Consider the following 24,592-nt stretch of genomic DNA (forward strand, 5'->3'; position numbering starts at 1 on the left):
GCCGACATGTCCCTGATAACCAACCCCCCGACCATCGAGAACCCGAAACGGACCATGAGCGTGGTCCGTCCCAAGCAGTCGCTGAGGGACAGGTACGGCGACCGTGCGTTCAACGTCGCCGCCACTACCGTCCTGCTGCTGTCCATCCTCGCCGTCGTGTATCCGCTGTACTTCATCGTCATCGCCTCCATCAGCGACCCGAACGCCGTCTATGAAGGCAAGGTCTGGCTGTTCCCCTCCGGCGTGACCACCGAGGGCTACGAACGGATCTTCGCCGACAGCCGCATCTGGAACGGCCTGGGCAACACAGTCATCTACACCGTGCTCGGCACCGCCGTCAGCGTCAGCACCATCCTGTGCGGGGCCTACGCACTCTCCCGCAAGGACATGCCGGGCCGGAAGTTTCTGATGCTCCTGTTCGTGATCACCATGTTCTTCGACGGCGGCCTCATCACCAAGTACCTTGTGGTCCGGGACCTGGGGATGCTGGACACTGTTTGGGCAGTGGTCCTGCCCGGTGCGGTGGGCGTGTGGAACCTGATCATCGCCAGGTCATTCTTCGAACACACCATCCCCAACGAACTGCGCGAAGCCGCCCAGATGGACGGGGCCACCGACTTCAAGTTCTTCTTCCAGATGGTGCTGCCCCTGTCCAAACCACTGATCATGCTCATGATCATGATTCACGTCGTAGCCCAGTGGAACTCGTTCTTCGACGCACTGATCTTCCTCAATGACGACTCCAAGTACCCGCTACAGCTGGTGCTCCGGAACATCCTCATCCAATCCGATGTCTCCTCCGCCGGAACCACCGGCGGCGACATCGAATCCTATGCGGCAGCGCAACGGATCGCAGAGCTCACCAAGTACGCCATGATCGTCGTCTCGAGCCTGCCCCTCATGATTGCCCTGCCATTCATGCAGAAGCACTTCACCAAGGGCGCCATGATCGGCGCCGTCAAATAACCGCACCGCCCACCAGTAACCCCCAGATGCAGTATCCCCACCTCAGAATAGGAAAGACCATGGCATTCAGCCGCAAATTCGCCGCCCTCGGCACCGTCCTGGCCGGAACATTGATGTTCACCGGCTGCTCCGGCGGCTCAGGCACCACGGAGATCAAAGACGCCTCCTCGGACTTCGGTTTCCAGGAAACAGGCTTCCCGATCGTCAGCAAGACACTGGACCTCACGTTCTCCGGCACGAAGTCAGCGCTTGCCCCGGACTACAACACCATGACCGTGGTGAAGGAATGGGAAAAGGCCACCAACGTCCACGTCAACTGGGAGAACCTGCCCGAAACAGTCTTCAAGGAAAAGAAGAACCTGATCCTCGCCAGCGGTGACCTCCCCGACGCCTTCTTCAACTCGGGGCTGACCGATTCTGAAATAGCCACCTACTCAGCCAGCGGCACCCTCATCCCACTCGAGGGGCTTATCGAGAAGAACGCGCCCAACCTCTCCAAACTGCTCTCGGAACGGCCTGATATCAAGGCTGCCATCACCTCTTCCGACGGGCACATCTACTCCCTGCCCTCCATCGAGGAACTCGGCCTGGTCCAGTTCCCCAACGAACTGGCCATCAACACTACCTGGCTGAAGAAACTCAACATTCCGATGCCGAAAACCATCGATGAGTTCCACGACGCTCTGCTGGCATTCAAGACCCAGGACGCGTCCGGCACCGGCAAGACCATCCCGTTGAGCTTTATGCCCGGCTCCTGGTGCGGGGACATCGTTGACCTGATCGCCGCCCTCGGCGGAGTGCCGGACAACATGGACCATCGCATCGTCCAGGACGACAAGGTCATCTTCACCCCCACCCAGGACGGCTACAAGAAAGCCATCCAGACCCTGCACGAGTGGTACAAGGAAGGCCTGATCGATCCCGAGTCCTTCTCCCAGGACGACAAGGCCTACCTGGCCAAGGGCAAGGCCGCCACGGAAAACCTCGGTTCCTTCGTCTGGTGGGAAATCCCCGAAATGGTCGGCGCGGACCGCGCCAACAGCTACTCCCTGGTCCCCGCCCTTGAGGGTGTCGACGGAAAGCGCCTGGTCAGCCAGTCCAACAACCAGGAAATAGCACGCGGCGCCTTCGCCATCACGCGGACCAATAAATACCCGGCTGCGACCATGCGCTGGGCAGACAACCTGTATGACCCCATCCAGTCAGCCCAGGCCAACTGGGGACCGATCGGTGAAACCCTGCAAAAGGACGCCAGTGGCATCCTGACCCAGATCCCCGCCCCCGCAGGGACCAGCGAGGGCGAACGGCGCCAAAAGGTCGCCCCGGGCGGCCCGAAAGCCAACACCGCAGAGAACTTCAAGAACGTTGTGGCCCCTGAGCCGAGGGCAGCCCAGCGCCAGAAAACGGTAGAAGAGAATTACAAGCCCTTCGCCGCCAACGACGGATACCCGCCCGTGGCGCTCTCCACCGAGGAACTCCAGCAGATCGGCACCATCGAAACGGACGCCGCGTCCCTGGTCAAGCAGAACATGGCCAAGTGGATCGTCTCCGGCGGCATCGAGCAGGAATGGGACGGCTACATCTCCCAGCTCAAGAACATCGGCGTCGACAAAATGATCGAGGTCTACCAGCAGGGCTACGACCGCTACAAGACCAACTCCTAACACCGACAAACGGGTGGGCCGGCACACCTGCCGGCCCACCCCACCCGGGGAAACCCCGCCAGTTTCCCAGCCAGACCCGCACAAGAAACGAGACGCCACCCCCATGACTGCCGCGACCGCCACGACAGCCGACACCTTCCGCCCGGTCATGCACTACGCCGCCCGGAACACCTGGCTCAATGACCCCAACGGCCTGATTTTCCATGACGGCGTCTACCACCTCTACTACCAGAACAATCCGCTGGATAACGTCTGGGGAAACATGTCATGGGGCCACGCCACTTCCCCGGACCTGGTCACCTGGACCGAGCACTCCGTTGCCATCGCCTGCGATGAGCACGAGGACATCTTCTCCGGAAGCATCGTTTTTGACCGGGACAACACCAGCGGACTGGGCACCGACTCGGCCCCGCCCCTGGTCGCCGTCTACACCAGCGCCTTCAAGTCCGGCTCCGCGCATGAGGGGCTTCAGGCCCAGTCGCTCGCCTTCAGCCTCGACGGCGGCTACACCTGGACGAAACACGCTGGGAACCCGGTACTGAACCGCGGATCAGCCGAGTTCCGTGACCCCAAGGTCATCAGGTACGACGGCGGCGCGGGCAGTTACTGGGTCATGGTTGCCGTGGAAGCCACGGACTTCCAAATTGTGCTCTACAAGTCCCCTGATCTGAAAAACTGGGAGCCTCTGAGCACGTTCGGCCCGGCCAACGCCACCGGGGGTGTCTGGGAATGCCCGGACCTGTTTCCCCTGCCCCTCGACGGCGATCCGGAAAACCTCCAGTGGGTCCTCACCGTCAACCTCAACCCTGGTGGCCCCAACGCTGGCTCCGCCGGGCAGTATTTCGTCGGAGACTTCGACGGAACCACCTTCACCTCGGCCACCACCGTCACCGAGGGCCCCCAGGACCCCGACCGGCTGGGCGAGTACCAGTGGCTGGACTGGGGCCGGGACTACTACGCCGCCGTCTCGTTCAGCGACGCCCCCGACAACCGCCGCCTCATGATCGCCTGGATGAACAACTGGGAATACGCCAACCAGATCCCCACCTCGCCCTGGCGCAGCCCCATGACCCTGGCCCGCGAAATATCCCTCCACACCATCGACGGAAGACCCCGCCTCATCCAACAGCCTGCCGGGGACTTCGCCGCGGTTCCCAGTGCCGGCCCGTCATTCACGCTGGAAAGTGCGGAACTCTCCGATTGCACGCGCGTCCTTGACGGGGCGGCCGGCGCCGTCCAGCGGATCGATCTGACCTTCACACCCGGAAGCGCGGAGGAATTCGGGCTGATCGTCCGCGCCAACGGTGCCCACGGAACACGCATCGGCATCCGGCCGGCGCAAGGCACGCTCCATGTCGACCGTCGGACATCCGGAAACACCAGCTTCCACGAATCCTTCCCGTCCATCGACACTGCCCCCATCAGGGCGATCGAGGGTTCCTACCGGCTCACCATCTTCGTGGACCGCTGCTCCCTCGAAGTCTTCGCCGAGGAAGGCCAGGTCACCATGACGGAACTGATCTTCCCCGCACCGTCGAGCACCGACGTCGCCATCTACGCCCTCGGCGGTACTGCCACCGTCGAAAGCCTGGACATCGCCCAATACGCGTGAACCTGCACTCCAGCTGAGGGCATCCGATGCAGGCCCGGATGCCGCCAAATATGCCGCGCATCAGGGACTTGGAGCGGGGCGGCCGTCATAACGTGCCCTTGACCTCCGAGCCCTGCGCGCACTAGGTTATCGCTTATCGATATTATCGATAGTCAATAACTTATTGGGGGAAATCATGAACGAGGCCATGGGCGACGCCCAAATAACGCCAAGCACCAAGAAAGTGGTGTCCAGGGCCGAGGCTCTATGGGTGATGATCGCAGCCGCCGTCGCTGCCATTGCCACTACTGCTGCGGGCGTCTCCAACATCATGGCCTACTTTGCTGGCCCTGTGACGCTGACCCTTCCCCTGGCCACCACGCACCAGGCCGCCACCGGGCTGCGCCTCGGAGCGGAAGCACATTTCGCCTCCATCGAAGCCACCATCCCTGCGCTGCCCCTCACCGAGGCCACCCTCCTGGCGTGGGCGGGGGTTCTGAACCTCGTCGGTATCCTGGCCGTCCTTGTCCTGCTGTTCGTGCTCGCATTCCGGCTTCGGGGCGAGAATCTGTTCACGGCCGGCTCCGTGTGGATCATCGGAGCATGCGGCGTGGTACTGGCCGTGGCCGGCACGCTTGGCCAGGGTCTTGACTCCGCCGGCCGGCACCGGGTGGCCCAGGCTATCGGCGCGAACCAGGGCGGCGCTGGGGAAAGCATCATCTTCAGCGCAAATTTCAACGTTGGGCCGCTCATGGCCGGGATTGTGCTGATCCTGGTCGCCGCGGTCTTCCAGTTCGGCGGCCGCCTGCAGAAAGACACCGAGGGCCTGGTCTGATGCCAGCGGAAGATTCCACGGGCATTCACTGCCGGCTCGACGAGTTGCTGGAGCAGCGCGGAATGACGCTGACCGAACTGAGCAGGCGCGTTGGAGTGAGTCTAGTGAACCTGTCCGTGCTGAAGAATGACCGGGCGAAGGCGATCAGGTTCTCCACGCTGACAGCCATCTGCCAGGTCCTGGACTGTGAGGTAGGGGAACTGCTGGTCACGGAACTCTGATGGCGAGCTGCATAAAAAGGATGAAATGATGACGGACACATCTACAGATGCAGAAGACCCTGAAGCGAACGCCTCAATTCCTCTTCCGCTTTGGACCAGTGCGAACTCCAGACCGAGCATGGTCCGCTCGATCGCTTGCGGTTGACCCGGACACGGCCACCACGGTCGCGTGGTCCAGTCCGGTCCACTTTATGTGCCCGCTGGCCCGTAGCTTCTGCTTACAATCGATGTAAGCCACCTATCAAGGGAACCATGAAGAAACTCACCACGGCCGTGCTCGCCGCTGCGCTCCTCGTCTCTGCTTCCGCTTGTGCCGCACCGACGCAGCTGACCACCGAACAGACCTGCGAACGGATCAGGATCGTTGGTTCGGACACCAGCGCCAACGCCGGCAAGACCGGAATGATCATCCTCGGCAACCGCCTGCGTCCCATCCTGAACGGGGCATCGGATGACCTCAAGCCGTCCGTGCAGGCGATTCTCGACTACACGGACGAGTCTGCCAAGGAGAGCCCGGACGAGGGAAAGCTCGCGGGGATGCAGGAGGCCTACCAGAAGGCCGGAACCACTTTCTCCCAGCTCTGCCAGTAGCCCTTTGGCGGACTCAGCCCGAAAGCGACACGGCAGCTCGTTTGCAGGAGTCGCCGCCCAGCTGGCGAGCAGTTTGAGGCGCTCGTAGCTGAGCTCCGGCTCGCCGACCACCGGATGGTTCAGCCGCTTGGTGCCGGTCCGGTGGAACCGGGACGTTGTGCTTGGCCCAGCGCTTGCGGAATTCGTCGCTGCGGGTGGCGAGTTCGCCGATCAGGTCCGTGAGGCTTTTGTGGTGCGGGCGACGGCCGGCATGGCTGCGGAGGATGGCGACGACGTCGTTCGCAACCTGCTCGCAGTCCGCCCCCGGAGCGGCGCCCGTTGAGGTCCGGCAGTCCTAGCCCTGCGGTGGATGACGTATTCGGCCACCACCAGGTTGATCACCCAGGCCAGTCCCATGAGCAGCGCCCGGATCAGTTCACTGGGCGGACCCACCAGCAGGATCCACGGGGCGATGACCAGCGCCTGCGTGCCGGCCCCCAGGGCAATGGCGTAGGCACGCGTCATCCATACACTGTGCCGGACGAAGTCCCTCCTGCGGATCGCGAGGACGCCCATCACCATGCTTACCAGCATCGCGGAGCCGAAGAGAAGGCGCAGCGGAACGTCCGTGTCGCCGTCGGGAAGCGGATAAAAGGCGGACATCCACAGGCCGGTCAGGGCCGTTAGCAGTCCGGCGGGGATCAGGATAAGTCCCGCAGTGCGATGCCACCCGCGCTTGCCCCGAAGGGAGGGAACGAACTGGAAGGCGCCGAGGAGGCTGTAGACCGTCACGCTGATGATGTGGACCACGACCGGGACGGGGGAAGCGAAAAACCGGGCGTTCTGGGGTGTAATGGCGGCACCGCCGGTCAGTTCCGTCAGCCGTACGGCGCCGGCGGCAACCGGGATGAGGCTGAGGAGGATCAGCCCGACGGGCACGGGCCACTGCGCCCGGCGTCGTCGTGTCGTCGGAGTGGCGGGCGAAAATAACGTCGTCATTTCGGTTCCTCTGAATCTATGGTGTACGGCGTACACCCAATGCGCCCAACGGTAGGTGTACGGCGTACACTTGTCAAGGGAAAACGTGTAAGGAAGGGTGGTCCGGATGACCCAGCAGCTGGAAACCTCGCGCCGGATCCCACTGAACAGGGGCCGCGTGCTGGAGGCCGCCGTCGCGCTCGCCGACAAGGCGGGCCTCGATGCGCTGAGCATGCGCCGGCTCGCCGAGGACCTCGGCGTGGTGCCGATGGCGCTGTACAAACACGTCGCCAACAAGGATGAACTCCTTGACGGCATGGTGGACGCCGTTATCGACGAGATCGCCCCCGTCGCCGCCGATGCAGGCTGGAAGGACGCCGTTCGGCTTCGCGTGCTCTCCGCCCGCCAGGCGCTGTTGCGGCATCCTTGGGCGCGTCACGCGCTGGAGACCCGCACCAATCGAACCCCCGCGGTCCTCACGTACACGGATGAAGTCATCGGGATGTTCCTGGCCGGAGGCTTCTCCGTTGATCTCACTCATCACGTGATGCACGCGCTGGGGAGCCGGATGTGGGGCTTCACCCAGGAACTGTTCGACGACGCCGCCGCCGGCCGCGGCGCGGAGGCTGCGGTACCTCCCGAAGCGCAGGCCGGCATGGTTCAGGAGATGGCGGAACGGTATCCGAACATCCTCCAGGTCGCCACTGCGGCCCAACACGACGACGGCTCCGTGGTCAGCTACGGCTGCGACGACCAGTTTGAGTTCGAGTTCGCCCTCGACCTGATGCTGGACGGCTTTGAACGCCTGCAGCGGCTGGAGTGGAGTTCAGCGGCCCAGAAGCGGGGTGGGAATTAATCAGCGCGGCCGAGGCAACCCCTGTCGCCGGATCAGCTCACTACCTGGTCATTGAGCCGTTGAGTCGACGTGGGATGCCGCTCGATTCTTCCCGCAGCTCTGGCGGCAGGAGTGTGACCGGCGCGTTCTGGTAGGTCACTGGTCGAAGCCATCGTTTGATTGCCGCGCTTCCCACGGATGTGTGCCCTGAATTCGTGGTTGCAGGGTAAGGGCCGCCGTGGGTCATCGACCACGAGACGGCGACTCCCGTGGGCATGTCGTTGAAGACGAGCCGCCCGGAACGGCTCGTCATGGCTTGGGCGATGGGCCTCAGCCCGTCCGTTTCTGCCTCTTCACAAAGCAGGGTTGCTGTGAGCTGTCCACCCAATGACCGGAGGGCGTTAACGACCTGTTGCTGGGTGCTGTACCTGACGATGAGCGCCGCGGGTCCGAAGGCCTCCTCCAGCAAGGGGCCCGTGAGCCGGCCTATGTCGACGCTGACGAGGTGGGCGCCGGCCGGACCGCCCTGCTGGCTGTCGACAAGGACTGATACTGCCTCGGCAGCGTTCCAGTCCTCGACGCTATCGTTGAAGCGTTGCTTGATGCCTTCGTTCAGCATGGCCAACGCTGGTGCTGTCCCCAGGGCTTCCGCGAGATTCGCCACCAAGGCGTCGCCAGCCTCGTAGGGAATGAAGATGAGGCCCGGCTTGGTGCACAATTGCCCGACGCTGCTGGTGATGGACGATGCCAGTTGGGCTGTGATCCGACGTGGTCGCGCCTGGGCTGCGGCCGCTGTTACTACCAGCGGGTTAAGGCTTCCGAGTTCACCGTAGAAAGGGATCGGCGAGGGGCGGGATGACGCGAGGTCAAAAAGGATCCGCCCTGCTGTTGTGGACCCGGTGAAGCCCACCGCTTGGATGTTCGGATCCATAACCAGGTTGCGCCCCGCTTCCATTCCCGTGACTAGGGCAATGGTGCCGGGGGGCATGCCGGACTTGGTCACTGCCCGCTGGATCGCTTCAAAGGCTAGCTGGCTCGTGTGCGGATGCCCGGGATGGACTTTGACGACGACGGGACACCCTGCGGCGAGGGCGGAAACAGTATCTCCGCCCGGGACCCCGAAAGCCAGCGGAAAGTTGCCCGCCCCGAAGACTGCCACAGGTCCGAGCGGAATCCGCGTGAGGCGCGTATCCGGTGTGGTGGCCGTTGCATGGTCGATGGCGGCCTCCAGGTACCCGCCGTCGTCGAGTACTTCCGCAAAAAGGCGTGCCTGCCGCGCAGTCCGCGCTAATTCGATGGAAAGCCGACTGGCGGCAAGCGAGGTTTCCCTCGCAGCGGCGCCCTCTAACGCTTCCCGGTTTTGCTCCAGTTCGTTAGCCAGCTCGTTAAGGAAAGCCGACCGCTGAGATCGGAGAGAGCCACCGAGTTCGGCAGCGGCATCAGCCGCTGCCGAACATGCGGCGGTCACTTCAGCCGGAGTGGAATCGGCCACAGCCGAGGTCCTGAGAGGGTCAGCAGGGTGATCCGTCGCCGTGTTCATCCCTTGACGGCACCGGCACTAAGACCCTGGACAAGGAACTTCTGCACGTAAGCGAACAGGAGGACCACCGGGATGATGGCGATGACCCCGCCTGCGGCGAGGGCCCCAAAGTCGGCACCGAATTCTCCGAGCAGATAGCTGAGCCCGACGGGCACGGTAAAGCGGTCCTGGCTGCTGATAAACATGATGGCGAAAAGGAAGTTGTTCCAAGCGCTGATGAAGGCAAATGAACCTACAGCAACGATTCCCGGCTTCAGGAGCGGCAGGACCACAAGCCGGAAAGCCTGGATTCGAGTGCACCCGTCCACCCACGCGGCTTCCTCCAGTTCCATGGGAACATTCCGGATGAATCCGGCCATCAGGATCAGGGACAACGGAAGGTGGAACACGGTATCAGAGATGATGAGGCTCCACAGGCTGTTGGTCAGGCCCACCGCGTTGAAGATCTCAAACAGCGGGATCAGCATCATGGCTCCGGGAACGAACTGCGTGCAGAGCATGGCTACCAGGAACAATGCTTTTCCGCGGAACCTGAACCGGGCCAGGGCATATCCACCGAGCAGCGCGATGACGGTGGAGCAGAGCAGGCTCATCACAGCGACGAACAGGCTGTTCTTGAAGTAGATGCCGAATCCCGAGCCGTTCCATACCGTTTCGAAGTGCTCGAAAGTGATTGGCCACGGCACCAGTGAGGTGGAACCGGTAGGCCGGAAGGCAAACAGCAGCATCCAATAGAAAGGAACGAGCGTAAAGATGAGGAACAATGCCAACGGAAAGTAGGTCAGCACGCGGTCGATGCGGCGTGCCCGCTTCCTCAGTGGACTGACGGGGCGGGCCTCCTGCGCGCTGTCAATGTCTGCCAGTGCTCTGGCCGATGGTGCCTTGGGAAGCAACGAGGTCATTTCTCATCCTCTTTGGACTTGGTGATACGCAGGTAGACCAGCGAGAAGAAGGTCAAAATTATGAACGCGACGACGGTGAGCGCAGAGCCGTAGCCGAAGTCCCTGTCATGGATGGCAGTCTGGGCCACGTAAAGAGGCAGCGTGGTAGTGGAGCTTGCCGGACCACCACCGGTCAAGGTGTAGAGCAGATCAACATTGTTGAACTCCCACACGGCCCGGAGCAGGGTGGCGATGATGACCGCCTGCCTGATGTGCGGCCAGGTGATGGACAGGAACTTCCGGACCGTGCCGGCGCCGTCCACCTCCGCGGATTCGTAGAGCTCAAGGGAGACCGATTGCAGGTCCGCCAGGATAAGGATCGCAAAGAACGGGATGCCCTTCCACATCTCGGCGAGGACTACGGCCCAAAACGTCGTCCCACTGCCTGAAAGCAGCGATACTCCGTACTCGCCAATGCCGATGTCGGCGAAGTAGCGGCCAATACCGGTTGAAGGGTTGTAGATGAGGATCCAGATGGTGGTGGTCAGGATTCCGGAGACGGCCCAAGGGGAGAACACGAGGGACCGGGCAAGCCCTCGCCCGATGAACGTCTTATTAATCAGGAGGGCCAGGGCGAGGCCAAAAATGAACTGGAGGCCTACTTCCACTGCCACCCATTGGACGGTAAAGGTAAGGCTCCGCCAGAAAAGGGGATCAGAGCCCATGGCAACAAAGTTCTCCAGCCCGGCGAAGCCGTCGTTCCAGGGTTGGGTCACATTCGAATGCTGGAGGCTGTAGTAGAACACACTGCCCACCGGGTAGACGAGGAAGACCAGAGTCAGGACAGCGGCCGGGGCGATGAGGAAATAGGGGTAATAACGTCGCAGTTTGGCATGCCGGCCCGGATGCTTGGACCGGGCAGGCCGCGGGGGTGCTATGACTGACATGGGGCTACTTCTTCAGGAATTTTTGCTGGGCTTTGGTGAGTTTCTCCGCTGCCTGGGTCAGGAACTCTTTCACTGAGAGCTCGCCCTGGAGAACCCGCTGCCACTCCGGAAGCATTTCAGTGGTGGTGATCGAGTTGAATTCCGGCAGGTAGAAGGGCTGCTCAAGCACCACGGCGTCCTTGTTCTCGACTGCCTTGATGGAGGTCTGCATGGCGGGGTTCTCAGTGACCCAGGGTTCCTTGGCGACTTCGAGGTTGCCGGGGAGATAGCCCGATTTCTGTGCCCAGAAGCTGTTTCCTTCAGCACTCATGGTGTATTCGAGGAACTTCCACGCGGCTTCCTGGTGCTCGCTTGCCTTGAACATGGCAAAACCCGTAGTCATCCGGCCGGAGAGGACTGACTTGCCCGATTCGGACGGGAAGGGAGCCACGGCTGCGACCTTGTCGGCGCCGAGGGCTGCGACGTGGGTGGGGTAGGACCCGATGCTGTGGCTGAGCATGGCAGCGCCTCCTGAGCCAAACTGGGCAACCATGGTCTTGAAGTCGGCGGTCAGGTCGCTTTCGGCGGTGTCTTTGCCGTAGAGGTCAACGTAATCTTGTGCCGCGGCGATAACAGCCGGATCGTCAAGAGTGGATGTCCCGTCTTCGCGGAAAAACCTGTCCACGCCGGCTTGCGGGTAGACCATCTGGACGAACTGTGAAAAGAATCCATTCCCTCCCCTCAGCGTGTAGCCGAATTTCCCGGCGGACTTGTCTGTGAGTTTGTCGGCTGCGGCATAAAAGTCGTCCCACGTGGTGGGCGTGGCCAGCCCGGCGTCCTTGAAGAAGTCCGCCCGGTAGTAGATGACGTCCGCAAGGCTCGTGGCGGGAGTTAGGTAGAGCTTCCCATCCGGCGACGCGGCCTTAGAGGATTTGGTCATTGCCTGCGAGACCTTGTCATCCCAGCCGCCGCTCTCGAATTTCTCATCGAGCGGGGCCAAGGCACCTTGGGCCACGAGTGCTGAAACGTCGGACGCCTTGGGCGTAACGATGTCCGGAGTCGCCTTCGTGGCAATCGCCGTGCTGATCTTCTGCATGTAGGAATCCGTGGGAAGCCCAAGGTAATTGACTTTGATAGTGGGATTCTTTGCCTCAAACATGCTGATGAGCTTCTTGAGGTTCTCAGTACGTTCCGGGCGTGTGTCGGTGTCCCAAAGTTCGAGCACCACCTCGCTACCCTCGGCGCTGCTGCTGCCGCCGGACCCGCACGCCCCAAGAGCCATGGAGCTGGCGAGGACTGCGGCCAAGGCCAGTGCTGCCCTCTTCTTACCAGTCCTGATTGCCGATGGGCCCTGGTTCATACGCTTCATTGCGTTCCTCTCGTTAGGCGCCGGCCGGAGAAACCGGTGAATCGCCGCTGTCATACATCATATACTACATACGATACACCTGATATGATGGGCAGCATGGAAAGGAATTATTGTGATCACTGAATCCACGCCCAGCGGTCTGCTGCCAGCCTCGTCCCGGACCGGCCTTGTGGTGGAGGCGCTTCGGCGGTCCATCCTCACTGGCGAACTACCTGCCGGGCAGCCCCTGGTTGAGACCGAGCTGGCCCGCCGATTCGGCATTTCCAAAACTCCCGTGCGGGAGGCCCTGAAGACGCTCGTCGGCGCAGGCCTGGTCACCATGAGCGAATACAAGGGCGCCACTGTGCGGGTAGTGGATGAGGAGATGGCCCGCAGCGTCTTTGATGTCCGCTCCCTTCTGGAACCGGTGGCCGTCGCGCGGACCATTGAACGCGGCTTCGACGTAGAGCTTGCACAGGAAGCGCTGGACCGTGCCTCGTCGTCAGTCGATGAAGCTGAACGAAGCCTGGCCAACCGCGACTTCCATCAGCTGCTGTATTCCAACTGCGGCAACCCTGTCCTCGTGGACATGCTGGACGGCCTGCGCGAGCAGACCGCCCTGATTTCAGTCAATGCCTGGATCCAGCAGCCGTCGTGGGATGAGGAGGCGGCCGAGCATGCCGAGATTCTCGCTGCGGCGCGCAACGGCGATGCCGGCCGGGCAGCGGAGCTGGTCCTCAACCACATCAACAGTTTCGAGGTCCGAGCAGTCGGACAGATCGCTGGCAGAAAACGATGACATTCTCCGAGCTCCGGACAGCTCTTGCAGACGTGGTTGCGATTCCCGTGACCCCCTATCGGAGCGGCGCCGTGGATGTCGCTGCGTTCAAGAAGCTGCTGCGGCGGCTGGTGGACAACGGCGTCACCACCATCACGCCCAACGGCAACACCAGCGAGTTCTACGCACTGACTGCCAGGGAACGCCATCAGCTCATCGAGGCTTCGGCTGAGGCGGTTGGCCCGGAAGCCTACCTGCTTTTGGGTGTCGGCCACGACGTGGACTCTGCCATCGCCGATGTCCGGGCCGGCGTGGCAGCTGGAATCCGCATGGCGATGATCCACCAGCCGACCCATCCCCATGTCTCTGCTGCAGGCTGGGTGGAGTATCACGCCCGGATCGCCTTAGCCGAGCCGGACGTCGCCTTCGTGCTGTACATCCGCAATGAGTGGGTGACAGCAGCAATGCTGGTTGAGCTCGCCGGCCGCTGCCCGAACGTCATCGGCATCAAGTATGCGGTGCCTGACCCCGCGCAGTTTGCCCGGATCCGGGATCTGGCCGGCGCCGACCGGTTCGTCTGGATCGCCGGACTGGCGGAACCGTATGCCCTGTCCTACGCGGCCCACGGTGCCACTGGTTTTACTTCCGGCCTTGTCAACGTGAACCCGCAGCTGTCCCTCTCCTTGCGGGACGCCCTGCGCGCAGGGGACTACCGGCTGGCAGGAGTGCTGCTGTCCCGGATATCCAGGTTTGAGGAGCTGCGGGCTGAGGACAGATCGGCCAACAACGTGAGCGTGGTCAAGGAAGCGCTGTCCCAGCTGGGCCTTTGCGAGCGGACCATCAGGCCGCCCAGCCACGAGCTCAGTGAAGGCGCCCGCGAAGAGATCGCCGGTATCCTGGCGGACTGGAGCACCGTTAACGACCTCTTCGCGGTGGGCGCCCACACGGACACGGCAGTGAACGCATGAAGATCACCGGGTTCAAGACCTTCATGCAGCGTGTGGGCAACCGGCCAAGGCTGCTCTTGCGCGTGGACACGGACGAAGGCATTTCTGGCTGGGGCGAGGCATACAACCACGGCCCGGACTGGGCCCTCGTGCCAGTGCTGGACTACCTGTTTGAACAGGTCAAGGGCGACGACCCCCGCCGCGTGGAGTATGTGACCCAAAAGCTTATCCGCAAGGCGCGCTTCCCCCAGGGGGCGATTGGCCTCGCCGCGATCTCCGCCGTCGACCATGCGCTCTGGGACATTTCGGCCAAGGCACTGGACGTGCCTGTGTATAGCCTTCTAGGCGGGACTGTGCGCGACAGGGTTTCCGTCTACGCCGGCGTCTACTCGGCGCCGGACCCAGCTGAGTGCCGCGCCGTGACCGAGGAGCTGAACGAACGGTACGGCTTCACGGCCTTCAAACTCAGCCCGTTCCGGGGCGACATCCACAACCGCCGGTGGGGCCTCGTCGTGTCCGAGACGGCGAATTATTTCGCCGCCGTCAGGGAGGCCTGCCCCGATGCCTGGGACTTCGCGTTCGACGCCCACGCGAAGATCTTCGAGCCTTTCCAGGCCATCCAGCTGGGCAACGCGCTCGCGCCGTACCAGCCGCTGTTCTTCGAGGAACCTATCCGGCCTGAGTTTTTCCCTGCCTGGCACCGGTTGCGCGCCGAACTCCAAGTGCCACTTGCCACCGGCGAAAGCCTGTACTCGCCCAACGAGTTTCTGAGCCTGCTGTCCGGAGGCGGGGCAGATATCGTCCAGCCGGATATTTGCGTGGTGGGCGGAATTTCCCAGATGCGCAGAATCGCAACCATCGCCGAGGCGCACTTCGTCACGGTGGCGCCGCATAACCCGATGGGCCCGCTGGCGGTTGCGCACAACCTCCACTTCGCGGCAGCGTGCAGCAACTTCTCCATCCTTGAGTACAAGCTGGAGGAGACCACCTGGTGCCCGGACCCCTACCTTCCCGTCGACGGCCATCTCGAACTTCGGCCTGACCGATCCGGCTGGGGAATCGACATCGATGAGGCGGCCCTGAGCGAGCACGACTACATCCACTGGGAACGCCAGCTGCCCACCAGGCCCGACGGCTCCCTCGCGTTCTGCTGAGCAGCGCCGGCCTGGCGGTCCCGCTTCAGGCGGCCTACGCGTCCTGCAGCGGGCGCCGGGCCAGCCAGGCCGCGACGATGGCGCCGGAGATGTTGTGCCAGAGCGAGAAAACGGCGGACGGCAGGGCAGCCAGGGGCGAGAAATGGGCGGTGGCCAGCGTGGCCGCCAGCCCGGAGTTCTGCATGCCCACCTCGAACGCGAGGGCGCGCCGTGCCTTGTCATCCAGCCGGCCCACCTTCCCGGCCAGGTAGCCCAGGCCCAGGCCGAAGCCGTTGTGCAGCACCACTGCCAGGAACACGATGCCGCCTGCAGCGACGATTTTGCTTGAGCTGCCGGCCACCACTACGGCAACGATCAGGGAAATCACGACGGCGGACGCCCAAGGAAGTGCGGGGAGAACCTTCGCCACGAGCTTCTTGAGGAAGAGCCGGGCGAGGAGGCCTGCGACGACGGGGAGCAGAACGGTCTTGACGATGTCGCCCACCATGGCGCCGGCGTCGATCTGTAGGTAGGAGCCAGCGAGGAACAGCACCAGGAGCGGCGTGACGATGGGTGCAATGAGGGTGGAAACCGAGGCCACCGCCACGGAGAGGGCCACATCGCCCTTAGCCAGAAACGCCATCACATTGGACGCGGTCCCGGACGGCGCGCAACCGACCAGGATGAGCCCCACCGCCAGTTCAGGTTCGAGGTTCAGTGCCACGGCAATCAGCCAGCCCGCGCCGGGCATGATCACATAGTGCGCCACGATCCCCAGCACTACGGCCCAGGGGCGTTTGGCCACCGCGGCGAAGTCCGGCGGGGTGAGTGTCAGGCCCATGCAGAACATGATGATGCCGAGCAAGTACGGCACGCTGGGACCCAGGGGCTGGAAGGCTCCCGGAATGAAGAATCCCAACACACCTGCCGCTACTACCAGGAGCGGGAAGACGGTGACCGCGATCCGGGCGATCTTCGCTTCCGCGGCCAACGCAGCATTGACGGGCGGCTCGACAGGGGGATTCTGGGATTTTGTTGCCTCAAGCATCTAATCATGCTGGCACCGCCGGGCGTCCGGTGCCAGTCGGTGACCCGGCACGGTAACAACCCAGGCCGTCTGTTTGTGGGTTTCTGCCCGGTACGGCGCGGAGCAGTGCGATACTGAGTTTTGCATCACATCGGCGTCTGGGGGAACTCGAAACATGGTTCTGGATACGGCAACCCTCAGGGTGGCCTTCGGCCTTATGGCTTTGGTGCTGGGACTCCTGTTCTATTTTTCGGCATACCGCATCACGCGCTCGCCCTACAGCGGCTGGTGGTGCCTGGCGCTGGTTTTTTTCCTCGCCGGATCCGCGGCTTTCCTCCTGGACGGAACGGCGCATCAGTGGTGGGCCAATCCGCTGGGAAACGTGTTGCTGGTCCATGGCGGGGTGGCGGTCTGGGCGGGCGCCAGATCGCTCCGGGAGGTCCGCCCGCGGCGCTTGCTTTTCACAGTGGTACCACTGGTTACCCTCGTGGCTTCAGCACTCGACAATCCTGCGACCAACACTTGGTCAGGTGGTCCCGTTTTCCTCGGCTCGATGTGCCTGACGATCGGGCTCGCGTCGCGGGAGCTTTGGCGGCTTGAACCCGGATACTCCCTGGTCAGGGTCCCGATGGCGGCAGCCGCGGGAGGGCTGTCTGCGTTCTACTTCGGCCGGCTCGTCTTCTTCCTGCTGGAGGGTCCGGGCGGCCCCACCTTCGACACGTACTTCGGGTCCGAAGTGACCACGCTGGTCACCATGGTGCTGCTGGTAGTGGTGTCCTTCAGTATGGCGGCGCTCAGCAGCGAACAGCAGACCCGTGCCCTCCGAATGGTAGCCACCCGGGACGACCTCACCGGACTCCTTAACCGCAAGGCCTTCATTGAAATAGCTGACGAACACCTTGCCGACCCTGCCGTCACCCGGGCAACGGGGGCCCTCATTCTCGCCGACCTGGACCACTTCAAGGCCGTCAACGACACCTATGGCCACGCCGCAGGCGATGTGGCCCTTCAGGCTTTCGCCGCAGCCTGCCGGGAAACCGTGCGCTCGACCGACCTGGCTGGCCGGTACGGCGGGGAAGAGTTCATTCTCCTCATCCCCGGAGCCACAGCCGACCGTGCCGAACGGATTGCCGACGCGATCAGCCAGCGGCTCGCGGATTCCGCCCACCGGGAGGGGCCAAGGATGCCCACGGCCAGTTACGGCATCGCCACGTACGACGCCGGGACGCCAGGTTTGGAGGCCCTGATCGCCGCCGCTGACGCGGCACTTTACGAGGCCAAATCGCAGGGCCGGAACCGCACCGCCCGTAGCGACACAGCGCACTGACGGGCGCCGGTTCAGTGGCCAGCGTTGAGCTTGCCCGCCAGCCGTTCCCGCATCTGGATGCTGGCCGAGTTCAGTCCGATCAGGTCCACATCCCGGCCGTGCCGGCGGTACTTTTCTGTCACGGCGTCCAGCACTGCAATGGTGGAAGCGTCCCAGAGGTGTGAAGCGTGCAGGTCAATCACTACCCGGCTGATCTCCGGCTCCGCGTCCATCGCGTACTCGAACTGGGTGTAGAGGTCGTTGGAGGAAGCGAAGAAGAGTTCGCCGTCCACGGTGTAGGTTGCCACCGACTCGCCGTTCAGCTCCACGATGGTGCGCTCGACCGTCACGAAGTGGGCCACCCGGCGTGCGAACATGGCCATCGCGGCCAGCACGCCTGCGCCGACTCCGATGGCCAGGTTGTGCGTGGCTGAGACGACGGCCACGGTGATCACCATAACGGCCGTTTCGGACTTGGGCAGACGGCGAAGGGTCCGCGGAGCAATGGAGTGCCAGTCGAAGGTGATGGCGGAAACAAAGATCATCACGGCCACCAGCGCGGCCATGGGAATGAGCCCCACTACGTCGCCCAGCGCTACAACCAGCACCAGCAGGAAGACGCCGGCCAGGAATGTGGACACCCGGCTCCGTGCTCCTGAGCCCTTGACGTTGATCATGGTCTGGCCGATAACGGCACAGCCGCCCATGCCGCCCAGGAAGCCGGTGACGATGTTTGCGACGCCCTGGCCCCAGGATTCCCGGGTTTTGTTGGAGCGTGTGTCCGTGATGTCGTCCACGAGTTTTGCGGTCATCAGCGATTCCAAAAGCCCCACCAGGGCCATGGACAGCGAGAACGGGGCGATGGTCTGGAACGTCTCCCAGGTCAGCGGCACGTTGGGGATGAACAGCGAGGGCAGGCTCTCAGGCAGCTGGCCCTTGTCCTGGACGGCCGGCACGTCCACCCCGGCTACCACCACAAACGTGGTGAGCAGGACGATGGCCACGAGCGGTGAGGGTACCGCCGTCGTTATTCTCGGCAGGAGCACCACGATGACCAGGCCCACTGCCACGAGCGGATAAACCATCCACGGCACGCCGATCAGCTCGGGGACCTGGGCCATGAACACCAGGATGGCGAGGGCGTTCACGAACCCCACCATCACCGACCGCGGGATGAAGCGCATCAGCCTCGTCACCCCAAGGACCGCCAGCAGGATCTGGAAGACCCCGGCCAGGATCACTGCCGCGATGAGGTGGTCCAGGCCGTGGCTGCGCATCAGCGGTGCTATCACCAGTGCCACGGCGCCGGTGGCCGCCGAAATCATGGCGGGCCGGCCGCCGACAAAGGAGATGGTGACGGCCATGGTGAAGGAGGCAAACAGCCCGATCCGCGGATCGACCCCGGCGATCACCGAGAACGCGATGGCTTCAGGGATGAGGGCAAGGGCCACCACCAGTCCTGCCAGTGCCTCGGTCTTGAGCCGGCGGGGGGAGCGGAGGGTGGCCCTGACGGACTGTAGCTGCAGGGGCTGCATGGATCCCTATTTCTTGGTCTGGCGGTAGCGCTCGATCTGTTTCAGCCGCCGCAGGAGGCTGTCGCGCCGGGGGTGCGGAACGGCGTCGGGCGCCTCGGCGGTGAGGTCAATGTGCTTGGTTCCGTACTGCCACAGCAGGAGGTCATCCAGGAGGCGGTCCGGTCCGGGGGAGTATCGGTGGTCCAGTGCTTTGCGGACCTCGGTGATCCGGTTGGCGCTGAGCAGGCCGGCTAGCTGCACGGTCTGGTTGAGGCCGTGTGCCGCCATGAGTTCGGCGGCCCAGCCCCAGTCATCATCAACTTTACGGTCCACGTGCGGCAGCAGGGTCCGCCAGACATCCCGGATGCGGTTGGGAGTGAGCTGGGCCGCGCCTTCGCCTTCTAGGTCCCAGTAGCTGCGGACTTCCTCATAGCGTTCGTGCAGGTCCGCGAACGCGCTCTCCACGGTCTCCAGCATGGCGGCCGTGGCCGTGAACTGGCGGTCGAAGTGCGGCGTCCAGGCGCGGGGGTCCTCGGCCTTGAAGCGGATGTCGTGCTCGATCTCGCTCCAGGCGTGCGCAAAGACGGTCCGGATCTGGCACTCGAAGAAGTAGCTGCCGTTGGGCTGGATGTCCGGGTTGAAGACCTGCTGGTACTCCTTGACTGCCTCGTTCTGGATGGTCCGCAGGATGAGGTGGCGGCTGGAGTAGCCGTACGTGCCCGACTCGATGGAGCCGATGTCCTTCTCGCGGTCGCCTCGGCAGTCGAACACGCTGCGCTGGCGCTTGATCAGATTGGCCACTAAAGCGTTTTCGGCCGGCAGCTTGGTGATGACGCGGACACCCACCATGTCGTTCAGGGTCCGGAACGGGTCCGGGAACTTCAGGACTGGCGGGCCGCCAGGTTCCAGGGGTTCCTCGATGCGGGAAATCTTCTCCCGGAACGACTCAACGCTCTTGGTGCGGCCGGTGACAAAGAGCGGGGTGACTTCGGTGTCCTTCAGCATGTCGCGGAGGATGTAGAGAACGTCCTTGGTGACCAGCTTGAGCGCAGGCCGGACGCGCTCGTAGATCTCCACGTTCTCCTGCACGGATTCGCGGAGGCTGACATCCAGGCTGTCCCAGTTACTCGGCATGGCTCCAGCTTACGGCGGGGTTCCGACAGCGGCGTCCCGGCGCTCACGGTAGGCTCGGGCACATGGCTGGGCTGCGGCGTCGGGCCCCTGACCGCCGCATGTTTGCCAGGCACGCAGGGGACCGTCTCCCGCGGGAGAGGGCGCAGTGCAGCGGCATAAGTACCAGTACGGTGAGGATCCCAGCCAGTGGGGGGAGTTGTATCTCCCGGAAATGCCCGACGGCGGTGCGGACCGCGGCGTGGTGGTGGTCATCCACGGCGGCTACTGGCGCTCGCAGTACGGTGCGGAGTTGGGTGAGCCCCTGGCCAGGGACCTGGCTGCTCACGGAATTGCAGCGTGGAACCTGGAATACCGACGGGCCGGTAATGGCGGCGGCTGGCCCAACACCTTTGCTGACGTACTGGCCGGGATCGACAAGCTCGCGGACCTCGCCGCCGGCCATTCCCTGAACCTGGACCGCGTGGTGGCACTGGGCCACTCGGCAGGCGGACACCTGGCGGTGTGGGCTGCGGGACGCGACCGGCTGGCCCAGCTGGGACTGCCCGACGCCGACCGTCAGGTCCCGCGGCACGACGGCGCCGGTGCGGTGCGCCTGACCGGCGTGGTCAGCCAGTCCGGGCTTCTCAACCTGGCTGAGGCGGAGAAGCTGGACCTCAGCAATGGTGCCGTGTGCAACCTGCTGGGCGGGTCGTCGTCGAAGTATCCGCTGCGGCTCCGCTATGCCGATCCGATGACCGCGATCCCGCTGGATATCCCTGTCCACGTGGTCCACGCCGTAGGGGACGGGGACGTACCGCTGAGCCAGTCTGAGTCCTATGCTGCTGCCGCCAGCGCGGCCGGCATGTCCGTACGGCTCACCAAGGTGCCGGGGGACCACTACGACCTGATCGATCCCAGGTCCACCGCGTACAGGCAATGCAGGGAAATGGCGCGGTACTTGCTGGGCTGATCCGCCCAGTTCTGTGGACGTTCGCGGTAGGGGAATGTGCCGCCATGCCAAAAGGATTTTCCTGAATCCCGCATTGTGTGACGGGCCCCAGCACTAACCGGCCAGCCAAACTCCAAATGTGATGCTTGACACCTCTCAAGCGATGGATCTATATTGTTGCCAAGTCGTTTTAGCAAAACGATTTTTCACCCCAAGCATCTCGCCATTTCCGTTCGAGAGAAAGTGAGTCGACAGCGATGTCCACTCGAAAGACCATCAACAGGTTCGCCACCATCGGCGGCATCTGCACCGCCGTCGCACTGGTAGCCACCGGCTGCGGCGCAGGGGGCCCGACATCCACGGGTAGCGCCGGCACCAGCACCGTCAACGTCCTCGTGGAGGCTGGCGGCCACGCCGAACTGACCGGCGTTGCCGAGCAGTGCAAAAAGGACGCGGGAGTCGACGTGAACTTCGTCGAACTGCCCTACGACGGCATGTTCAACCGCCTCTCCAGCGAATTCTCCTCCGGCAACGTCTCCTTCGACGTTGCAGCCCTGGACTCCGTCTGGCTGCCCAGCTTCAAGGACGCTGTCCAGCCCATTGACGAGATCTTCACCGACGAGGCCAAAAAGGACATCTTCCCCGCCCTCGTCAAGGAAGCGAACGTGGACGGACATTTCATCGGCCTGCCCGCCTGGACCAACGCAGAGATCATCCTCTACCGCAAAGACCTCTTTGAGGACGCCAAGAACAAAGCAGACTTCAAGGCCAAGTACGGTTACGAGCTGACCGCCCCCACCACTTGGAAGCAGTACCAGGACATCGCGGAATTCTTCACCAAGGACGGCATGTACGGCACCGACGTCAAGGGCGCGGTGGAAACCGAATGGCTCGCCCACGTCCTGCAGGCGGGCTCCCCTATGGTCCTGGATGAGGACAACAAGGTGGTCATCGACAACGACGCCCACAAGGAAGCACTCGATTTCTACGTCAGCCTTTCCAAGTCCGCCCCGTCCGGCGCCGCCCAGGTGGATTGGGCTGCCGCCCAGAACCTGTTCAACCAGGGCAAAACGGCAATGACCCGCTTCTGGGCACACGCGTACAGGCAGATCCCCAAGGATTCGCCAGTTGCCGGCAAGGTGGGCACCGCGCCCATGATCGCCGGATCCGCCGGTATTGGCGGTGTCCCGGGACCGTGGTACCTCACGGTCCCGAAGGCCACCAAGAACACTGAAGCGGCCAAGAAGTTCATCAAGTGCGCCTACGACAACAACAGCATGGGTATCGAATCCAGCCTCGGCCTGGCTTCCCGTATCTCCGCGTTCGAGAAGTACCAGGACAAAGAGGGCTACGAGAGCTTCGGGCCGTTGATCGAGACCCTGAATGGTAAAGCGACGGCCACCCGCCCCGCGACTGAAAAGTGGCAGCAGATCGTAGACACGGTACTGGTTCCCATGCTCCAGAAGGCCGTGGCCGGCGGGGACTCCGCCACCCTCCTCGCAGACGCCAAGAAGCAGATCGAGGACCTCCTCAAGTAAGACCCCCGTGGCCGGCACCTGCCGATACGGCACTCGTAGTCCGGTGCCGGCCACGGTCCCAACCAGCGGAAGAGAAAACCGTGCGTATCTCCGATCGCCGCTTCGCATTGTTCCTGATGACACCAGCGGCGCTGTTCCTGGCAGTTTTTGTCGCCTTCCCGCTGTTTCGCCTCGTAGCGGACAGCTTCTTCAAGATCTCGCCGATCGCCGGCGGCCCCCGCGACTTCGTGGGCCTGGATAACTACTTCCGGGCCTTCGCCTCGGAAGCCTTCATGGGCGCAGGTTGGCGGACCCTGGCCTACACCCTGGTGGTGGTCACCCTCGAATTCGCCCTCGGGCTGGGCATGGCGCTGCTGTTCACCACCCTCGGGCGCAGCTCCCAAATCTGGCGGACCGTGTTCATGTACCCGCTGATGATCGCCCCGATCGTGGCAGGCCTCCTGTGGAAGTTCCTGATGATCGATAACTTCGGGCTCATCGGAACCCTCCTGCACCAGGCCGGCATCCTGTCCAACCCCAATCAGATCGGCTGGCTGTCCGATCCCAACATTGTGCTGTTCTCGGTGGCCATTCCGGACATCTGGTTGACCACGTCCTTCATGTGCCTGGTGCTCTTTGCCGGCCTGCAGAACATTCCCGGTGACCTGATCGAAGCAGCGCGCCTTGACGGTGCACGCGCACCGGCTCTGCTGTTCCGCATTATCCTGCCCCTGCTGCGGCCGGTCATAGCCGTCGCCCTGGTAGTCCGCGGAATCGACGCGGCCCGGGCCTTTGACACCATCCTTATCCAAACCAACGGCGGACCGCAGTCCGCCTCGGAAACCATGAGCCTGCTGATCTACCGGACCATGATCCGCTTCGGTGATCCCGGGCTGGCAAGCGCCATGGGCACCCTCTATCTGCTGGCCATGCTCGCCGTTGCATTCGTCGCGGTGTCCACCATCTGGCGGCCAGGAAAGGACAACTGATGCGCGTCGCTGAACGAATCAGGCCCGACGGCGGGAAATCGCGTGCGGTGACTGCCGAGAATTCTGTGCCAACCACGCATGCCGGTGGCCGCAAGCGCCGGGGCGTCAATCGCGAAGGCCTGGAGGCCGGCCGCCGAAGCACCAGGGCACTGCTGTGGATCCTCCTCGCGGTAGCTATGGTGCTCTACGGATTCCCGTTCCTGTACCTGCTCTTCACGTCCTTCAAGACGCCGATCGATACCATCGCGGTGCCGCCCACCATCCTTCCCCGGGAATGGACGCTGGAGAACTACACCAACGCACTGGGCCGCAACGGAGTCCTCGCCTCCTTCATCAACAGCACCCAGACGGCCATCATCAGCACCGTGCTTTCGCTCGTGCTGGCGGTCCCGGCGGCCTACGGCATCACCCGCTACAAAACCCTCAGCGGCAGGATCTTCATCATGGCCGCCCTGGTGACCCGCATGGTGCCGCCGGTGGCGATCGGTATTCCGCTGGCCTCGATGATGGCAGCCGTTGGCCTGTCAGATACCCCCATTGCCCTTTCCATAGCCCACACCACCATCTCGCTGCCGCTCTCGATCTGGCTGATGTCCAGCTTCTTCGAAGCGGTGCCGCAAGACTTGGAGGAAGCCGCGACCGTGGATGGTTGCAGCCGGCTCGGAGCCCTGTGGCGGGTGGTGATCCCGGTGGTCTCCGGCGGTATCGCCGTCACCGCGATCTTCGCCTTCCTGGCCTCCTGGAACGAGTTCCTCTTCGCGCTCCTGATGACAGCGATCCGCTCCCAGACAACGCCGGTGGTGATCGCGAACTTCCAGACCCAGTTCGGCCTGGACTGGGGCTCCATGACCGCGCTGGCCGCCGTCTACTCCATCCCGGTCATCCTCCTCACCCTTCTCTTACAGCGCAAGATCGTCGCAGGCATGACGCTCGGCGCGGTCAAGGGCTAGCGATGGCAACGAGT

General features: G+C 63.3%; 24 protein-coding genes. 15 read left to right on the forward strand and 9 right to left on the reverse strand.

Annotated elements, in window-relative coordinates:
* The first annotated feature begins 6 nt into the window (after positions 1-6).
* The 6 genes from V9L18_RS00760 (at position 7) to V9L18_RS00785 (ending at position 5,868) form a co-directional block, all read left to right on the forward strand.
* The gene (locus V9L18_RS00760; protein ID WP_337345262.1) at positions 7-966 is read left to right on the forward strand and encodes a carbohydrate ABC transporter permease; all 960 of its coding nucleotides are present in this window, start codon (positions 7-9) and stop codon (positions 964-966) included.
* 59 nt (positions 967-1,025) lie between these two features.
* Positions 1,026-2,630 (forward strand): ABC transporter substrate-binding protein, encoded by a 1,605-nt coding sequence (locus V9L18_RS00765; protein ID WP_337345263.1) that lies wholly within the window; start codon positions 1,026-1,028, stop codon positions 2,628-2,630.
* 103 nt (positions 2,631-2,733) lie between these two features.
* Positions 2,734-4,242, forward strand: a complete 1,509-nt coding sequence (locus V9L18_RS00770) for a glycoside hydrolase family 32 protein (RefSeq protein ID WP_337345264.1) — start codon at positions 2,734-2,736, stop codon at positions 4,240-4,242.
* Positions 4,243-4,417: 175 nt separating this feature from the next.
* Entirely contained in the window at positions 4,418-5,056 is a 639-nt protein-coding gene (locus V9L18_RS00775; RefSeq protein ID WP_337345265.1) for a hypothetical protein, read from the forward strand.
* Entirely contained in the window at positions 5,056-5,277 is a 222-nt protein-coding gene (locus V9L18_RS00780; RefSeq protein WP_337345266.1) for a helix-turn-helix domain-containing protein, read from the forward strand. Before V9L18_RS00775 ends, V9L18_RS00780 begins: the two co-directional genes overlap by 1 nt.
* Positions 5,278-5,529: 252 nt before the next feature.
* On the forward strand, positions 5,530-5,868 hold the full coding sequence (locus V9L18_RS00785) for a hypothetical protein (RefSeq protein WP_337345267.1): 339 nt from the start codon (positions 5,530-5,532) through the stop codon (positions 5,866-5,868).
* Positions 5,869-5,881: 13 nt separating this feature from the next.
* Here V9L18_RS00785 and V9L18_RS00790 read toward each other — a convergent pair whose 3' ends face one another.
* Together V9L18_RS00790 and V9L18_RS00795 are read right to left on the reverse strand one after the other, a co-directional pair.
* A complete protein-coding gene (locus V9L18_RS00790) occupies positions 5,882-6,133 on the reverse strand; it encodes an MmyB family transcriptional regulator (RefSeq protein ID WP_337345610.1) in 252 nt (83 codons plus the stop codon).
* Positions 6,079-6,846, reverse strand: coding sequence for a DUF2306 domain-containing protein (locus V9L18_RS00795; protein WP_337345268.1), 768 nt, complete (start codon positions 6,844-6,846; stop codon positions 6,079-6,081). The genes V9L18_RS00790 and V9L18_RS00795 overlap by 55 nt, the downstream gene beginning before the upstream one ends.
* 106 nt (positions 6,847-6,952) lie before the next feature.
* On the opposite strand from V9L18_RS00795, the gene V9L18_RS00800 reads away from it, so the two are divergent.
* Complete coding sequence (locus V9L18_RS00800) at positions 6,953-7,681, forward strand: TetR/AcrR family transcriptional regulator (protein WP_337345269.1); 729 nt, start codon at positions 6,953-6,955, stop codon at positions 7,679-7,681.
* 40 nt (positions 7,682-7,721) lie between these two features.
* Here the strand turns inward: V9L18_RS00800 and V9L18_RS00805 are convergent, their stop codons facing one another.
* From V9L18_RS00805 to V9L18_RS00820, 4 genes are read right to left on the reverse strand one after another with little or no spacing between them, the layout of a single operon-like run.
* Entirely contained in the window at positions 7,722-9,200 is a 1,479-nt protein-coding gene (locus tag V9L18_RS00805; protein ID WP_337345270.1) for an aldehyde dehydrogenase (NADP(+)), read from the reverse strand.
* Positions 9,197-10,102: a carbohydrate ABC transporter permease gene (locus tag V9L18_RS00810; RefSeq protein WP_337345271.1), complete on the reverse strand. Its 906-nt coding sequence runs from the start codon at positions 10,100-10,102 to the stop codon at positions 9,197-9,199. Before V9L18_RS00810 ends, V9L18_RS00805 begins: the two co-directional genes overlap by 4 nt.
* Positions 10,099-11,028 carry a carbohydrate ABC transporter permease gene (locus V9L18_RS00815; protein WP_337345272.1) on the reverse strand — a complete coding sequence of 310 codons (930 nt, stop codon included), beginning with the start codon at positions 11,026-11,028 and terminating at the stop codon, positions 10,099-10,101. The genes V9L18_RS00810 and V9L18_RS00815 overlap by 4 nt, the downstream gene beginning before the upstream one ends.
* A 4-nt stretch (positions 11,029-11,032) precedes the next feature.
* Positions 11,033-12,376 (reverse strand): ABC transporter substrate-binding protein, encoded by a 1,344-nt coding sequence (locus V9L18_RS00820; RefSeq protein WP_337345273.1) that lies wholly within the window; start codon positions 12,374-12,376, stop codon positions 11,033-11,035.
* Between the two features lie 112 nt (positions 12,377-12,488).
* On the opposite strand from V9L18_RS00820, the gene V9L18_RS00825 reads away from it, so the two are divergent.
* From V9L18_RS00825 to V9L18_RS00835, 3 genes are read left to right on the forward strand one after another with little or no spacing between them, the layout of a single operon-like run.
* On the forward strand, positions 12,489-13,154 hold the full coding sequence (locus V9L18_RS00825; protein ID WP_337345274.1) for a GntR family transcriptional regulator: 666 nt from the start codon (positions 12,489-12,491) through the stop codon (positions 13,152-13,154).
* Positions 13,151-14,101, forward strand: coding sequence for a dihydrodipicolinate synthase family protein (locus V9L18_RS00830; RefSeq protein ID WP_337345275.1), 951 nt, complete (start codon positions 13,151-13,153; stop codon positions 14,099-14,101). Before V9L18_RS00825 ends, V9L18_RS00830 begins: the two co-directional genes overlap by 4 nt.
* On the forward strand, positions 14,098-15,234 hold the full coding sequence (locus V9L18_RS00835) for a mandelate racemase/muconate lactonizing enzyme family protein (protein ID WP_337345276.1): 1,137 nt from the start codon (positions 14,098-14,100) through the stop codon (positions 15,232-15,234). The genes V9L18_RS00830 and V9L18_RS00835 overlap by 4 nt, the downstream gene beginning before the upstream one ends.
* A 34-nt stretch (positions 15,235-15,268) precedes the next feature.
* Here the strand turns inward: V9L18_RS00835 and V9L18_RS00840 are convergent, their stop codons facing one another.
* Positions 15,269-16,261: a bile acid:sodium symporter family protein gene (locus V9L18_RS00840; RefSeq protein WP_337345277.1), complete on the reverse strand. Its 993-nt coding sequence runs from the start codon at positions 16,259-16,261 to the stop codon at positions 15,269-15,271.
* A 154-nt stretch (positions 16,262-16,415) separates the two neighbouring features.
* Between V9L18_RS00840 and V9L18_RS00845 the strand changes: the two genes are divergently transcribed.
* Positions 16,416-17,567, forward strand: a complete 1,152-nt coding sequence (locus V9L18_RS00845; RefSeq protein ID WP_337345278.1) for a GGDEF domain-containing protein — start codon at positions 16,416-16,418, stop codon at positions 17,565-17,567.
* Between the two features lie 11 nt (positions 17,568-17,578).
* Here V9L18_RS00845 and V9L18_RS00850 read toward each other — a convergent pair whose 3' ends face one another.
* Together V9L18_RS00850 and V9L18_RS00855 are read right to left on the reverse strand one after the other, a co-directional pair.
* Positions 17,579-19,081 (reverse strand): SulP family inorganic anion transporter, encoded by a 1,503-nt coding sequence (locus tag V9L18_RS00850; RefSeq protein ID WP_337345279.1) that lies wholly within the window; start codon positions 19,079-19,081, stop codon positions 17,579-17,581.
* Between the two features lie 6 nt (positions 19,082-19,087).
* A complete protein-coding gene (locus V9L18_RS00855; protein WP_337345280.1) occupies positions 19,088-20,194 on the reverse strand; it encodes a GTP pyrophosphokinase in 1,107 nt (368 codons plus the stop codon).
* A 145-nt stretch (positions 20,195-20,339) separates the two neighbouring features.
* Here V9L18_RS00855 and V9L18_RS00860 point away from each other — a divergent pair, with 145 nt between their 5' ends.
* From V9L18_RS00860 to V9L18_RS00875, 4 genes are all read left to right on the forward strand, one after another.
* A complete protein-coding gene (locus V9L18_RS00860; protein ID WP_337345281.1) occupies positions 20,340-21,143 on the forward strand; it encodes an alpha/beta hydrolase in 804 nt (267 codons plus the stop codon).
* Between the two features lie 236 nt (positions 21,144-21,379).
* The gene (locus V9L18_RS00865) at positions 21,380-22,660 is read left to right on the forward strand and encodes an ABC transporter substrate-binding protein (protein WP_337345282.1); all 1,281 of its coding nucleotides are present in this window, start codon (positions 21,380-21,382) and stop codon (positions 22,658-22,660) included.
* 80 nt (positions 22,661-22,740) lie between these two features.
* On the forward strand, positions 22,741-23,628 hold the full coding sequence (locus V9L18_RS00870; protein WP_337345283.1) for a carbohydrate ABC transporter permease: 888 nt from the start codon (positions 22,741-22,743) through the stop codon (positions 23,626-23,628).
* A complete protein-coding gene (locus V9L18_RS00875) occupies positions 23,628-24,578 on the forward strand; it encodes a carbohydrate ABC transporter permease (RefSeq protein ID WP_337345284.1) in 951 nt (316 codons plus the stop codon). Before V9L18_RS00870 ends, V9L18_RS00875 begins: the two co-directional genes overlap by 1 nt.
* Positions 24,579-24,592 lie beyond the last annotated feature (14 nt).

It is taken from the genome of Pseudarthrobacter sp. CCNWLW217 (genome assembly GCF_037203985.1).
GTDB lineage: Bacteria > Actinomycetota > Actinomycetes > Actinomycetales > Micrococcaceae > Arthrobacter.